Annotated in this window: 13 protein-coding genes; 5 read left to right on the top strand and 8 right to left on the bottom strand. The window is 53.6% G+C overall.

Features of this window, described 5'->3' with window-relative positions:
* The 5 genes from VMT71_01845 to VMT71_01825 form a co-directional block, all read left to right on the top strand.
* A partial coding sequence (locus tag VMT71_01845; protein ID HVN22686.1) for a xanthine dehydrogenase family protein subunit M occupies positions 1-861 on the top strand: 861 nt, incomplete at its 5' end.
* A gap of 104 nt (positions 862-965) precedes the next feature.
* On the top strand, positions 966-1454 hold the full coding sequence (locus tag VMT71_01840; GenBank protein HVN22685.1) for a (2Fe-2S)-binding protein: 489 nt from the start codon (positions 966-968) through the stop codon (positions 1452-1454).
* Positions 1451-3748, top strand: coding sequence for a molybdopterin cofactor-binding domain-containing protein (locus tag VMT71_01835; GenBank protein HVN22684.1), 2298 nt, complete (start codon positions 1451-1453; stop codon positions 3746-3748). The genes VMT71_01840 and VMT71_01835 overlap by 4 nt, the downstream gene beginning before the upstream one ends.
* 11 nt (positions 3749-3759) lie before the next feature.
* The gene (locus VMT71_01830; protein HVN22683.1) at positions 3760-3978 is read left to right on the top strand and encodes a hypothetical protein; all 219 of its coding nucleotides are present in this window, start codon (positions 3760-3762) and stop codon (positions 3976-3978) included.
* 11 nt (positions 3979-3989) lie between these two features.
* Positions 3990-4442 (top strand): carbon monoxide dehydrogenase subunit G, encoded by a 453-nt coding sequence (locus tag VMT71_01825; GenBank protein ID HVN22682.1) that lies wholly within the window; start codon positions 3990-3992, stop codon positions 4440-4442.
* 71 nt (positions 4443-4513) lie between these two features.
* Here the strand turns inward: VMT71_01825 and VMT71_01820 are convergent, their stop codons facing one another.
* The 8 genes from VMT71_01820 to VMT71_01785 form a co-directional block, all read right to left on the bottom strand.
* Positions 4514-5056 carry an ATP-binding protein gene (locus VMT71_01820; GenBank protein HVN22681.1) on the bottom strand — a complete coding sequence of 181 codons (543 nt, stop codon included), beginning with the start codon at positions 5054-5056 and terminating at the stop codon, positions 4514-4516.
* 237 nt (positions 5057-5293) lie between these two features.
* Positions 5294-5911: a response regulator transcription factor gene (locus tag VMT71_01815; GenBank protein HVN22680.1), complete on the bottom strand. Its 618-nt coding sequence runs from the start codon at positions 5909-5911 to the stop codon at positions 5294-5296.
* A gap of 224 nt (positions 5912-6135) precedes the next feature.
* Complete coding sequence (locus VMT71_01810; protein ID HVN22679.1) at positions 6136-8430, bottom strand: bifunctional dihydroorotate dehydrogenase B NAD binding subunit/NADPH-dependent glutamate synthase; 2295 nt, start codon at positions 8428-8430, stop codon at positions 6136-6138.
* 48 nt (positions 8431-8478) lie between these two features.
* Positions 8479-9972 carry an ATP-binding protein gene (locus tag VMT71_01805; GenBank protein HVN22678.1) on the bottom strand — a complete coding sequence of 498 codons (1494 nt, stop codon included), beginning with the start codon at positions 9970-9972 and terminating at the stop codon, positions 8479-8481.
* A gap of 21 nt (positions 9973-9993) precedes the next feature.
* Positions 9994-10404 (bottom strand): response regulator, encoded by a 411-nt coding sequence (locus VMT71_01800; GenBank protein ID HVN22677.1) that lies wholly within the window; start codon positions 10402-10404, stop codon positions 9994-9996.
* Entirely contained in the window at positions 10370-12541 is a 2172-nt protein-coding gene (locus VMT71_01795) for a [Fe-Fe] hydrogenase large subunit C-terminal domain-containing protein (protein ID HVN22676.1), read from the bottom strand. Before VMT71_01795 ends, VMT71_01800 begins: the two co-directional genes overlap by 35 nt.
* Positions 12542-12790: 249 nt before the next feature.
* A complete protein-coding gene (locus VMT71_01790) occupies positions 12791-13252 on the bottom strand; it encodes a flavodoxin domain-containing protein (protein HVN22675.1) in 462 nt (153 codons plus the stop codon).
* A 105-nt stretch (positions 13253-13357) separates the two neighbouring features.
* Positions 13358-14494 (bottom strand): class I SAM-dependent RNA methyltransferase, encoded by a 1137-nt coding sequence (locus VMT71_01785; protein HVN22674.1) that lies wholly within the window; start codon positions 14492-14494, stop codon positions 13358-13360.
* Positions 14495-14562: the final 68 nt, after the last annotated feature.

Raw genomic sequence — 14562 nt, 5'->3', positions numbered from 1 at the left:
GATTTTACGTATTTGCAACCTGGTAGTGTTAAGGAAGCGCTGGCGATGCTTGCGGAGCATAAGGACGAATGCAAGATCATCTGCGGCGGACAATCACTCTTGATCGTGATGCGGCAGGGACTCGTACAGGTAGAGTACCTGATCGACATCAAAGGACTTAATGAGCTCAGCTACATTAAGTACGATGACAAAGGCGGTCTCAAGATAGGGGCAACGACCACCCACCGTGCGATCGAGAAATCTGACGTGATTGCGAAGAAGTATCCGGTCCTGACCGACATGGAAGAGAAGCTAGCCTCTATCCAGGTGAGGAACTGGGGCACCATCGGCGGCAACCTGGCGCACGCAGACTCTGCGGGTGACCCGGCGCCGGTGCTTACGGCTCTTGGCGCTACAGTAAAGGTGGGCAGCGCAAAGGGCGAGCGGACTATACCGCTTGAGGAGTTCTACACTGATCTTTTTGAAACAGCCATGGAGCCGGGCGAGATAATTCTCGAGGTCCAGGTTCCCGCCCCTGCCGCAAAATCGGCAACTGCGTACAAGAAGTTCAATCTGCTGGAAAGTGATCAGGGCATTGTTGCCGTCGCTGTCTCAATCACGCTCGATGGAGACACCTGCAAAGACGCTCGAGTCGTCCTCGGTAACGCGGCACCCACATCGGTACGCGCAAAGAAAGCGGAAAGCGTGCTTGTCGGCAAAAAACTGACTGATGCGCTCTTCGAGAAAGCGGGCGAAGCTGCCTCAGAAGAATGCGAGCCGGTCGGCGATATCCACGCATCCGAAGAGTACAGACGCCATCTGGTCGGTGTACTTACGAAGAGAATGGCAAAGGCGGCCTTTGAACAGGCCAAGAAGAGCTAACTCCTCACCAGCGAGTACGGCTCGCGAGAGGGGGAGGCTCCCTGTGGCTTCTGCCACGGGAGGGGGCGACGTGAGCCCCATTATTAGAAAGGAGGTCGGATACTATGGAAAAGAAGCTATTGAAGTTCACCGTAAATGAGTCACCCTATGAGATATACATAAATCCGAAAACGCTTCTGGTCGAAGCGATCAGAGATCATATCGGCCTCACCGGGACCAAGAGGGGCTGTGAGACGGTCTCCTGCGGCGCCTGCACCGTTATGGTGGAGGGTATGGCAGTAAAGGGTTGCTCTATTCTTGCCATGCAGGTAGAAGGGAAGAAAGTCACCACGGTGGAGGGTCTGGAGACGAATGGCAAGCTCGATCCGATTCAAACGGCATTCCTCGACGAAGGCGCCTTTCAGTGCGGTTTCTGCACGTCCGGCATGCTCATGTCAGCGAGAGCCTTCCTGAATGAGACGCCGAAGCCCAAAGATGAGATGGAAATCAGGCGCGGCATGGAGGGCAACCTCTGCCGGTGCACCGGCTACAACGCCATCATCAGGGCAATTGACAGAGTGGCGAAAGGCGAATATAAGGAGGACAAGAAATGAGCGAGAATAAATATTCTGTCCTTAATACAAGGGTTCACAATGTAGACGGTTACGCCAAGGTAACGGGACGGGCAACGTATACGTTCGACGTGACGCTGCCCGGCATGCTCTACGGGAAGATCCTCCGGAGCCCGCACCCTCACGCAAAGATACTCAATATCGATTATAGCGAAGCACTGAAACTTCCGGGTGTCATAACCGTCGTTACCGGCAAGGAAGATACACTGGGCGTCAGGCAGGGCATCTGGCGGCGTTATAAAGATCTCTGCGACGAAGCGATTCTCACGGTTGACAAAGTGCGTTACATCGGCGAGCCCGTTGCTGCAGTTGCGGCTGTGACAGAGGAGATCGCGGAGAAGGCACTCGATCTTATTAACGTTGATTATGAAGTGCTTCCGTTTGTTGATGACCCTATGGAAGCCATCAAAAAAGAAGCGCCCTTGATCCATGAAGGCTTCGAGAGGAACGTGAACGTGACGCGCCAGATTGCCTGGGGCGATCTCGAAGACGCCATGGAGGAGGCGGAGTACGTCCGGGAAGACTGGTTCAAGCTGGGCGGTCAGCATCACATGTGCATGGAGACACGCGCAGCAGTGGCGGCCTACACGCCGGACGGGAAACTGACGATCTATACCTCGACGCAGTCTGCGTATTATCACCAGGCACTTCTTGCCGGCGTTCTCGGCCTGCGCGAGGGCAACATCCGCGTGATCGCACCCTACGTGGGCGGCGGCTTCGGCGGAAAGTTCGAGCTCGACGGCGCGCAGTTCTGCGCATCGATTCTCTCGATGAAGTGCTGCAAACCCGTGAAGGTCATCTTTACCCGCGAAGAAGATTTTATTGCTTCAAAGCGCCGTACCCCGATGTATTACTACGTGCGCACCGGCGTCAAGAAGGACGGCACCTTCTGCGCACGCGAAGCGAAAGTGTTCACCAACGGCGGCGCGTACACCGGCATGGGCGCCACGGCGTTGTACCTCACCGGCTTTTTCCACTCATTCCCCTATCGTTGGAAAGCCTATCGTTATGATGGGTACAGAGTCTACACGAACAGCCTGCCCTCCACCTCGATGCGCGGTTTCGGCGCTCCTCAGGCCATGTTCTGCTCCGAGCAGCAGATCGAGTGGATAGCCAATGACCTCGGTCTCGACCCGATCGAGATGCGCCGTAAGAACGGCCACTACGAAGGTTATGAAGTTCCCGGCCAGGCCACGATCGCAAGCTGCGGTCTGGATGAGGCGCTCACCAAGATCCAGGAATGGAAGAAGTCAAAAGGCAAGCTCCCGGCGAACAGAGCTATCGGCATCTCTGCAGCCGGCTTCATGTCAGGCGGTATCTTCAACTGGTTTGACTCACCCTATTCTTTCTCGTCCGCGGTCATCACCATCAACTATGACGGCACGGTGGAGCTCCACGTGGGCGCGCAGGAAATCGGCCAGGGCTCAAGCACCACCATGGCCATGATCTGTGCAGAAGCGCTTGGTGTGAAACTTGAGGATGTCAAGGTGCATATGGGCGATACCGACCACTCCCCGGCTGACCTCGGTGCCTGGGGCTCAAGGCAGACCCTGATGGCCGGCAATGCAACCAAGATGGCGGCAGAGGATGCAAAAAGGCAACTTCTTGAATTCGCCAACGCAAAACTCGGATTCAACATCATCTACGATCTGGACATCAAGCAGGGTTGGGTCTACAATGTGGCACGGCCGGAGCGGGGCATGAGCTACTACGACCTCTGCAAGGAAGCGCTGCGCGGCAAGGAAGGACAGCGCATAATCGGCAGGGGCTTCTACACCCCGCGCAGAAAGGGTATGATCTCCCCTGCGTACAGCTACATGGTGCAGGGTCTTGATGTGGAGATCGATCCTGAGACCGGGTATCTGAAAATCCACGAGAGCGTAACGGCGCACGACTGCGGCCAGCCGATCAACACCCTGGGCCTCATCGGCCAGCTCGAAGGCGCAGCCTCCATGGCTATCGGCTTCGGCTACTACGAGTACCTGCCGGTGGAAGACGGCAAGGTCATGAACCCGAACCTGGTTGACTACAAGCTGATCCGTGCTCCGGAGATGCCAGCCTGCCAGGTTATCGAAATCGACACCTACGAGCCTGAAGGACCGTACGGCGCGAAAGAGGCAGGCGAGGGCCTTACTAACCCGCACGCCGCAGCGCTGGGTAACGCGATCTACTATGCGACCGGTCTTCAGATGAAAGAGGCTCCTATCCGTGCGGAAGCCATCGCAAAAGCATGGAAGGAAAAACAGCAGCAGAAAAAGAACGAGAAGAAAAAGTAAAGGAGGCTACCGTGAGCGTGATCTGTCCAGTTTGCAAAAAAGTAAAGAAGAATCCCGTTGACTGCGCCAGGCACATGTTCGGTACCGGCGATAAACCCCACAGGGCGTGGTTTGATGCCCAGGGCCTTTCTTTTATAGACCTGCTCTTAGATCAGGCCACACAGCCCGGCAACAAGTCGTACGAACTGGTCGGCGGGTACGTAGAGAAAGCGCAGAAGGATATAAAGTAGGAGGAGGCGAGATGATAATCGAAGGCGGCTTTAAGGTGAAAGCACCCATTCAGAAGCTGTGGGACATGTTATTACAGCCTGAAACGCTGGCTGCATGCCTGCCCGGAGCGGAAAAAGTTGAGAAGATTGATGATACGACCTATGATGCGGTCGTGAAACAGAAGGTGGGCATCATCAAGGTAAAACTTGCGTTCCGCAACAAGCTGACGAACATTCAGCCGCCCACACATCTGGAGATGGATGGTGAGGGCGAGGACGTCACGAAGCTGGGTCATATCAGGCAGAAGACTGTTGTAGACCTGAAGGACGTGGGAAACGGTGAGGTCGAGGTCTCCTACAAATCTGACGTCTCCATGGTGGGCAAGCTTGCCATGTTCGGCGATCGGATCATGAAGAGCAAGGCAAAGGATGTGGAGAAGGAGTTCACCGCCAACCTGCAGGAGAAGATGAAAGGCGTGGCCTGATTCGGCAGACCCCTGCATCGCCCGTCCGGGGCTTCGGCCGGCGGACGCCTGAGATGCGGGGAGGTGTTCGTTTACTGAGCCTGCACCGTTTTCAGTGACGGTGCAGGCTTTCTTATTTCTGCGTCACGTTTTGTAGCGGATTCATTCTTGATGCCGATGATTACTTGCCCGGCGTGAGCCGATAAGGAATTAAGAAGGCTCTTCACTCCTGTTGAAGCCCCCAGTTGAATGGTCATGATCGATAATGGATATGGGCTGGTGATGATGGTGGACGCTTTACTGATGCGCTCGCTGATGAGGCGGGCAAGGACCTTCGCCTGAGATGGTGCAAGTTTCTTCACTCCGAGATTTTCTATAATAAGTAACTTAGGCCTGGCGATTCCAATGAGCCGCACAGCAGAAAACTCTCCTGCTTCACCCTCAACGAATTCCTCGTCAAGCATACCAGCGTTGATCGTCATAACGCTCACACCATCTCTCTCGGCCTTCATTCCGAGCGCGTGAGCTAATGCGTTCGCGTCCGAATCGACACTACCGGAGATGACCAGTGTCTCTCGCCTGTGCAGGAAATTAAGGCTCAGAACTTCCCGTATGTTGATCTTCGTCTTGGCCACGTGTCTCTCCTCCGCGCTGCATGCGACCCACATCTGTCGCGCAGGTATTGCGCTCCCTGTCCCGTGACATTACTATAGTCCTTGGCCAAGACGAGAATCAATCGGTCATTGAGCTATTTTTGTTAGTAACAAGGAGTTAAGACGTGAGATCACCGCCAGCCGAGGTAAAGAGGCGGTGCCCAGGAATGTGTACCCGAGGACTGGAGAAAAGAGACTCCTTTCCCTTTGGAAAGGCAGCTATCGCGCCACAGACTTCTGAGTACCTCCTAGTTGGTGATTATTGAGCGCCAGCGATATAAGCTTGCGCCTGCCATTTACGTTCAATTTCTTAAATATGCGATTGAGATGAGCCTTTATAGTATGCCTGCTGAGCGCGAGAGCATCCGCAATCTCGTTATTACTGTACCCCTGGCACACATAGTCTATGATCTCCCGTTCTCTGAGCGTTATGCTTCCGATTCGCCCGCTCTTGCTTAAAGTTCCGGACTCGTGCAAGAAAGCCACTACCGTGCTGTTATCAACCCATATCTGTCCCTGACTCACGACGGTGAGAGCTTTCTTAAAGAGTTCAAGCTCTGTGCGTGGCGACAGGACTCCATGTATCTTGTAGGAAAGTAATGCAGCTATAATGCGTTCCTTCTCCAAGCCGGTATCGATAAGAAAAACCTTTGCATCAGGGAATTGAGAAAGGAATTGCTGATCCAGTGTCTGTATGTCGACCATGACCGTGTCCGGTTTGAAATTAGTGGATCGGGAATTACTGCTTGTGATCACACTCTCATAGCCGTTCCTGACCAGAAGCTGTGAGATCGCTTCCGCTATCAGGTGATTCCCCAAGTGAATAAGAATCTTCATAGCTCCTCCCTGTAAACCATGTTTACTAAGCTTATCGGCTTATAGCCATGCAAACTTAAGCATTAACAATGGAGGGGTCATGGGACACGAAAAGAGCAGGGATGGGTAATAATGATGTAAGGAAAAGGCCGCGTCGTCAGGGACTACGCGGCCATGAAGATGTCAGATTAGATACTGCCTCTCGGCTCTTGACTCTAAGCGGTGACCCGTGACCCCGCCCTTAATCACCACTTGCCGGTCTTGAGATACTCATCCATCGCGGCTGCAGCTTTTTTTCCAGCGCCCATTGCGAGGATAACCGTCGCAGCACCTGTTACAATATCTCCGCCCGCAAAAACACCCTTTCTTGTCGTTTTGCCTGTTTCCGGATCAGCCTCGATGTATCCGGGCTTGCGCAATTTAAGTCCCGGGGCATCCTGTGTTAGGATCGGATTTGGACCCTGACCGATAGCAACAACTACGACATCAACATCGATGATGTGCTCGGACCCTTTCTTCTCAACGGGTCTCCTTCTGCCGGAAGCATCAGCCTCGCCAAGCTCCATTGTTACGCATTCAATGCCTTTAACCCAGTTTCTCTCATCACCAACGATCCTCACTGGGTTTGTAAGTAACCTGAAATCGATGCCTTCCTCCTCGGCATGGTGGGCCTCCTCCGCACGAGCCGGCATTTCAGCCCGGGACCGGCGATAAATGAGATACACATGCTCGGCGCCCAAACGCCGGGCAACTCTCGCCGAATCCATCGCGACATTTCCACCACCGATTACTGCAACTCTGCTGCCGACGCGTACCGGGGTATCGTACTCAGGGAAAAGGTATGCTTTCATCAGATTTGCCCGCGTCAAAAACTCATTGGCCGAATAGACCCCGTTCAAATTCTCGCCCGGAATGTTCAGAAAATACGGCAGACCCGCTCCTGTGCCGACGTAGATTGCGTCGAATCCGTGCTCAAAAAGCTGATCCAGCGTCATAGTCTGGCCGATGATTGTATCGACTTTAACCTTTGCACCCAGTTTTGACACGTAGTCTACCTCGCGTTGCACAATGCTCTTCGGCAGACGAAACTCCGGAATACCATACACCAGCACCCCGCCAGCCTTATGAAGTGCCTCAAAAATAGTCACGTCGTGCCCCTTCTTTGCCAGTTCACCGGCCACGGTCAAGCCTCCGGGACCCGCACCCACAACAGCCACCTTCTTCCCCGTGGGAGGCGCTATTTCAGGGGCGCGCACGTCGCCGAGACTCAATTCGTAGTCCGCCGCAAACCTTTCCAACCGCCCTATGGCAACGGACTGCCCCTTTTTGCCCAGCACGCATTTCGACTCACACTGTGATTCCTGCGGACAAACCCTGCCGCAAACTGCCGGCAGGCTATTGGTATTTTTTATTTCACGGATGGCGCCTATGAAATCACCCTCTTTTATCTTCTTGATGAACGCCGGGATCACAACACCTACCGGGCAACCCTCTACGCAGGGCATATTCTTGCACCCCAGGCACCGCGAGGCTTCCCTCAAGGCATTCTCGCGAGTGTAGCCGAGAGCCACCTCGTTGAAGTTTTGCACTCTTATCCTCGGATCCTGTTCCGGCATCTTCTCGCGGACTTTGGACTTCTTCAGTTTTGCAGCGGCAGCCTCCAACTTGCACTTATGATCCCAGGCTGCGCGGCGCTCCTCCCGCGTATACATCTGCTGCCTCAGCATCAACTCTTTGAAGTCCACCTGGTGTCCGTCAAATTCCGGGCCGTCCACGCACACGAACTTGGTTTCGCCGCCGATAGTTGCCCGGCAGCATCCGCACATGCCCGTACCGTCGACCATGATCGTGTTGAGGCTTACCACCGTCTTTATGGTATGCGGTCTCGTCACCTCTGCCACAGCCCTCATCATAATGACCGGCCCGATTCCTATGACCAGATCTATCTGCGTCTTTTCCTGTATCAGGCGCTTCAGTTCATCAGTTACAAACCCGTGGTGGCCGTACGTACCATCGTCCGTGGTGACGAGCAGGGTCTCGCTGATTGCCTTCATTTCCTCTTCAAGGATCAGCATCTCTTTTGTCCGTGCACCAATGATCGAGATGACACGATTGCCTATCTGGTGCAAAGCCTTGGCTATCGGGTAGACAGGGGCCACGCCGACACCGCCTCCCACGCAGACAACGGTGCCGAATTTTTCGATGTGGCTCGGCCTGCCTAGAGGACCCACCACATCGAGGATACGTTCGCCCTGTTCCAGTTTTGCCATTCTCTGCGTCGATGCGCCTACGGCCTGAAAGATGGTTGTTATCAACCCCCGCTCGCGATCGAAATCGGCAACAGTCAGCGGAATTCGCTCGGCCCTGTCATCGGCCCGCAACACCACGAACTGCCCGGGTTTCACCCGCGCTGCAATGTCCGGCACGTAAAGCTTAAACAGGGTTATCGAGGGGGCTAATTCACGCTTCTCAACTATTTCATTCAGCTGCAATCCTTTTTCTTCTTCCGTGGGCTGCTTGACTTTACTCGCGGTCGCCATGCTGTCTCCTTTTTTGTAAGAATGCTGAACACAGTTTCAACAGTGAGTTCACCTGCGTTGCTCTTTAATGGGAAGCTTGACTGTAAAAACTGTGCCTTTGTCGGGCTTGCTCTCTACTTCAATACGGCCGAAATGGGATTCGACAATCTTTTTGACTATTGAAAGGCCCAATCCCGTACCTGTAGTGTACCTCGTTTCCGGTCCCGACACCCTGTAGAACTCTTCAAATATGTGGGGCAGGTGCTCTGCGGCTATGCCGATACCGGTATCTGCCACGCTGATGTTGAGCGCGTGATTGCTCTTTTTCGCACTGACCATTACCCTGCCGCGTTTGATATTATACTTGACGGCGTTTGATATGAGGTTGGTGAGCAATTGCTCCATCTCGCACCTGTCCCCCTCTATCAAGGGGAGAGGCTCCGCCACATCTACCTGGAATTCAATTCCCTTTGGCTCGCCCTGCCCCTTCAAGAGCTCAACAGTATTGGTGATGATGCTTGCGAGGTCAAGCAGTTCTTTTCTTCTCACCGTTTTCTTTGCTTCCAGTCGACTGAATTCCAGGAGATCGTTAACCATGTCGAGGAGCGCATGAGCACGCTGCTTAGCCCGCTCCAGCATCTGCCGAGTTGCCTGCGGATCAGTGCCCGCGAGACCCTGCAGGTATGCGGCCAGATACCCTTCGATCGCTGCCAACGGTGCACGCAATTCATGAGTGACCATAGTAACAAACTGCGTCTTCACCTGATTGATTTCCGAGAGCACCGTAATGTCGCGCAGCACGCTTACCACGCCGAGCCCCTGCCCATCATTGTCTCTGACCGCTGAAACGTTCACCATCAGCGTGCGTGGCTCGGGCACATTAAGTTCAATCTCTTCTGATACAGCCGTATACTGTGATGCGTCAGGAGTGAATGCTTTGTCAATCAGCTCCATAAGTTCTTTTTGCGGGACCACCTCATGTATATCTTTCCCGGATTCAAGCTTCTCGTGCAGGTTGAGCATCCTTGTGGCAGCAGGGTTCCACAGCACTATCTGCCGTTCGTTGTTGGTCACCAGAATGCCGTCTGCCATGGAGTCGACAATCGCGCGAAGTTTTGTTTCCTCCTTTGCAACCTCGAGGAGTTTCTGATCCCGTTCCTCCATGAGCCGCTGCGCCTGTATGCGCAAGCGGCGTTTCTCCAGACCCCGGTTCACAACGGCCATCAGGTGATCAGGCGTAAACGGCTTCGGAACGTAATCGTACGCGCCGTGTTTCATAGCCTCCACAGCCGTTTCGATAGTCGCAAACCCTGTGATCACGATCATGATTACCTCGGGGTCGAATCGGGTTACTTCGTCCATCAGCTCCAGGCCGCCCATGACCGGCATCATGAGGTCAACAAGCAGAAGATCGTAAGCTTTGCCGGAGCGCACCAGATCCCAACCCTCCTTACCGTTTCCGGCGACATCTACAGAAAAACCTTCGGCAGACAAAATTCTCCGGCAACCTTCCCGGATTCCCCGTTCGTCGTCCACCACAAGTATATTGGCTGCTTCACTCATAACGTCCCTGAAGTCTCCAGCCTATTCAGACTCCTTCTTTGCCCTCTCCAGCAAAGCAGTGACTCTCTTGATCAGTTCGTCGGGCAATAGCGGCTTGGCCGCATAATCATCGGTCTTCATCCAGTAGCCATCCATCTCCTGGGAAAAATCAAATCCAGTCTCTGATGCAACCGCTGTCAGCATCAAAATCGGAATATTCCTGTAGAGCGGATCAGCTTTAACCGCCTTAGCGAAAATGAAACCACTGTCATGTTTCTCCATCATAAGGTCGAGTACAATGAGGTCAGGTTTCTCGAACCTCACCTTGTCCATCGCCTCCCGACCGGAGAAGGCAGAAGACACCTCAAAACCCTGATTTTCGAGCACGGCCTTATTCAGGTCTATGAAATCAACATCGTCATCTACCAGTAGAATCTTGGTTTTGTTCACCATAGTCTCTTCTCCCTGAAGTTGTGTTTTGAACGCCCATATTACTTGTACCTACGTCTTCAGTTCTCTGCTCCTCCCCTGTCGAGGTGGGCAGAGAAATAATGAAGGTGCTTCCCTTCCCCAGCTCTGTTTCAACATCGATCTTCCCATTGTGCCGCTCTATAATACCGTAAGAAATAGCAAGTCCCAATCCAGTTCCCTTCTCCTTTGTCGTAAAAAAAGGAGAAAAAATATTCTTCCTGACTTCCGGAGGAATGCCCGGTCCTGTATCCCGTATCTTGACTCTTATCTGTTTCCTTTCGGTGCCAGTGGTTATCGAGAGCCTTCCGTTGCCCTCCATGGCCTGCGCCGCGTTGAGAATAATATTGAGAAAAACCTGTTTCAGCTGGGTCTCATCAGCCACTATCGTGGGCAAATCCTGTAAAAGCGATTTCTTGATCTTGATGTTCTGGAACAGAGACTGATTTACCACCAAGCCCAGTACGTCGTCCAGGAGATCGTTGAGATTGACAGGACCAGGCCTGAGCTTCCTCTCTCTCGCGAAGCTGAGCAGCCCCTGTACTATCTCCTTGGCGCGGTTCCCTTCACTCACTATCAGTTCCACGTCCTCCCGCCGCGGATCGTCCTTGTCCATGCTCTTCAAGAGAAGGTGCGCATAAATTGTTATGGTACCCAGCGGATTATTAATCTCGTGCGCAACGCCTGCGGCCAATTGTCCCAATGAGGCCAGCTTTTCTGTTCTGATGAGTTGAGTTTGCGCCTGCTCCAGTTCCTGATGCGACAGTTGCAACTCCCGGTGTGATTTTTCAAGCTGCTGGTAAATCCTCTTACTCTGCTCGAGGAGATACGGCATGCACATGTCGGCTTCTGCTATCCCCTGCGCCACGGCTATGGCCTTGTCACGGCACGTAGGATAACCGCAGGCCCGGCAGTCCAGGTTATGGTTGGGTGGAAGTTTGTCTATTTTCTTGAGAATGGTCCGTATCTGCTCTTCTGTCGGCGTTGGTAGCTGCTCCTCCATGTTGAGGAACGTGCGATGCAGATCAATGTCTGCGAATTGATCAAGCTCAATCATGATCTTCGGAACGTTTGTCTTTCCCAATTCGCTTTCCGCATACCGAGCGATTATCTGTCGGCGCCCCAGGAGGAAGAGTTCGCGCTCTACGAAAGGGCCATCTATACAGCCCTCGCAGTAGACGACGTCCAGGAACTTGGCCTTGATGTGACCGGTGGCCAGTTGGCCCAGCGCGCCCACGGCCCGCTTAGGCCCACCAGTCACGCTGACATCATCCATCATGACATCGAAAGTGCTGCCCATAGACCGGTAGAATCCGCCAACCATCGGCACGACCCGGCCAAGATACGGCCTCGGACCATCGAAATCGCACTCCTCCATCTTTCGGCGACTGCCACGAGTCTCCTCGATCAGCTCGTTCACTTCCCTGATGGTAATCACCTCGTCGATCGCACCCGCCACCTCAGGCGAACGCACCTCTCTCATCTGGGCAAAGCAGGAGGTAACGTAAACTACCTTCCATGCAGGCCTTATGCGGCGAGCCACCCTTCCCGCTGCAATCATCGGAGAGACGATCGGCGCCAGGCTCGGTATAAGGTGCGTAAAGTACTTCTGTACGTAGAAGACAATAACAGGGCAAAAGGTTGATATGAGGGGTTTATATACCTCTTCGTATTCAGGATGCTCCCGCAAGAGCCCATCAAGTGTGAGCTGCTTGAGATACGCGCGACTCACGAGGTCCGCGCCAAAAGCTCCTTCCCACACTTCGGTAAAGCCCACATTTTTGAGTATCGTGACAAGCTGCCTGGGCGACGCCCCCTCGAAAACAGCAGGAAATGAGGGGTCCAGAATGGCAACAGTTTTCCTCTTATCGGCGAGAAACTCTCTCACCTTGTCACATCCGCTGTAATAATAGAGCGCCTGTTGCGGGCAGGCTTTCAGACAGCTTCCACAGAAAACACAGCGCTCAGGAAGAACCCTGAGCGTTTCCTTCTCCAGCTTGATAGCCTTGGCGGGACATATCTGGATGCAAAAGAAACAGCGGCGACACTTCTTATGACTGATTTCTATGGTAGGGACATGCTCTCTTCGACGCGGTATCAAATGAGACTTTTCTGTAAGCACCTGCGCCATTCTGTGTCGGTTTACTCCCTAGTTTATCTTACAGTAACCAAAATTCGAAAGTCAACGAATCGCAGGTACTTCTAACCTATGTGAGGAACCGGCCATTACTACATTGAGACCTCCCACAGCGAACAGCCAGCAACAGTGGAATTCCCATAGCGTAGCGTAAGCGGCAATCCTGATGGAATGGAACTGCAGAAAAAAAGCAGGGCAGCAAGAATCAGCGCGCTCGCCCCAAGGCAATCGGCGCTACGCCCCCAGCATTGCGGCGACCGCCTTCCCGTAATCCTGGCACGTGTGCATATCATGCTCGTGTTCAGTCAGCCCCCCTTGGAGATCGAACGGGCCGAGATTCGTCATCCTCATCCTAAACTGCGATTCCATCGTCTGAAAAATGCTTTTCGCAGGGCCGATGCCCTCGCCACTCGATGGATGAGCCCGCGAACTGAAGGCACCGCCGATCTTTCCTTCCAGGCTCGCCTTGCCGGCTATACCGAGAAACTTTACGAAACTCTCTGGCATGTCCAGAAAGTAGGTAGGACATCCGAAAATATAAGCGTCATAGCCCAACAGGTCTTTTTCGCTCTTGATGTCTGAGACCTTTTTCAGGTCCGCCGCGTGACCGCCAATCCTCACGCCTTCGGCAATATACTGCGCCATTGTTTCAGTGGTACCGGTTTTGCTGAGATACGCAATCAGAACTCTTTTCATCTCGATCCCCCTTTCTTTGGTTCTTGCCTGTTCGTCGGAGGTGTCCACTAAATCCGTTCATTAAGATAAGAACTCATTAGCTTGGCTGCAAGGGAGCGTCTTGTGTCAATGTGTTTTTGGAGGGATAGGTCCGAAGTACTGGTAGAGATAACATTGGATCGTGCCGTTATACAACTTCCTCTTCCTGTCAGCCTGCCTGCCGAAAAACTTTTCAAAGTGGGGGTACGCTGAGAGGACAAACATGGACCAGCCATCCAGGCGCGTGAACATATGGCCTAGATTCTTACAGAGCTTTTCAACCTGCGTCGTCTCCCCTGTTCTTTCTCCGTACGGCGGGTTGCAGACGATGCATCCGAATTTCTCGCGGGACGTGAACTTCTCCATTGCAACCTCTCGGAAGGTTATACAGTCGCTCACACCCGCATCCCTCGCATTCTTTCGTGCGGTCCCCAGCACTGCTGGATCAACATCTGAAGCAAGTATGGCGAGAGGATCACGCGAAGACACTCTGCGCGCTTCATCTCTTACATCTGCCCAGACCTTCTCCGGCAGGTGCGGCCATCTTTCAGCAGCAAACTGCCTGTTGAGGCCGGGAGCCATGTTCCTGCCGATCAGCGCCGCTTCTACTGCTATTGTACCTGAACCGCAAAACAGATCTGCCAGAATCCTCGACGGCTTCCACCTGGAGAGCAGAACCAGGCCGGCAGCAAGCGTTTCTTTGATGGGAGCTTCTCCGGCCGCCTTCCGGTAACCTCTCTTGTGAAGCCCTGCTCCGCTGGTGTCCACAGTTAACGTTACGTGGTCCTTGAGCAACGCGACTTCAATCTTGTATGTCGGCCCGCTTTCATCGAACCAACTGCGACGGTGTTTTCTTTTCATCGCTTCGACCACGGCTTTCTTCACAATCGACTGGCAATCGGGCACGCTGAAGAGGGTTGACCTGACCGATTTACCGACCACATGCATGCGGCCGTTTTCAGGAATCAGTTCCTCCCACGGGATTGCAAGGGTGCGGTCAAAAAGCTGGCCGAAATCTGTAGCAGCAAACTCGGCCATCCTGATCAGCACCCTGTCCGCAGTCCTGAGCCAGATATTGCACCGTGCGATGGCATGGGCATCTCCCTGAAACGAGACCTTTCCGTTCTCCACCTTGAGGCCGGTGTAACCCAGGAGCTTGAGTTCATCTGCCACCACAGACTCGAGACCAAAGGTAGATGTTGCGACCAAGTTGTACGTTGTCACGGTCACGCTACAGAAGACGCAATAATGCGAACGCCTGCCGGCAGGCATCCGCCTCTTGCCGTTGCATG

The organism is Syntrophorhabdales bacterium, from assembly GCA_035541455.1.
GTDB lineage: Bacteria > Desulfobacterota > Syntrophorhabdia > Syntrophorhabdales > WCHB1-27 > JADGQN01.
This window is presented reverse-complemented; position numbering and strand designations above follow the sequence as displayed.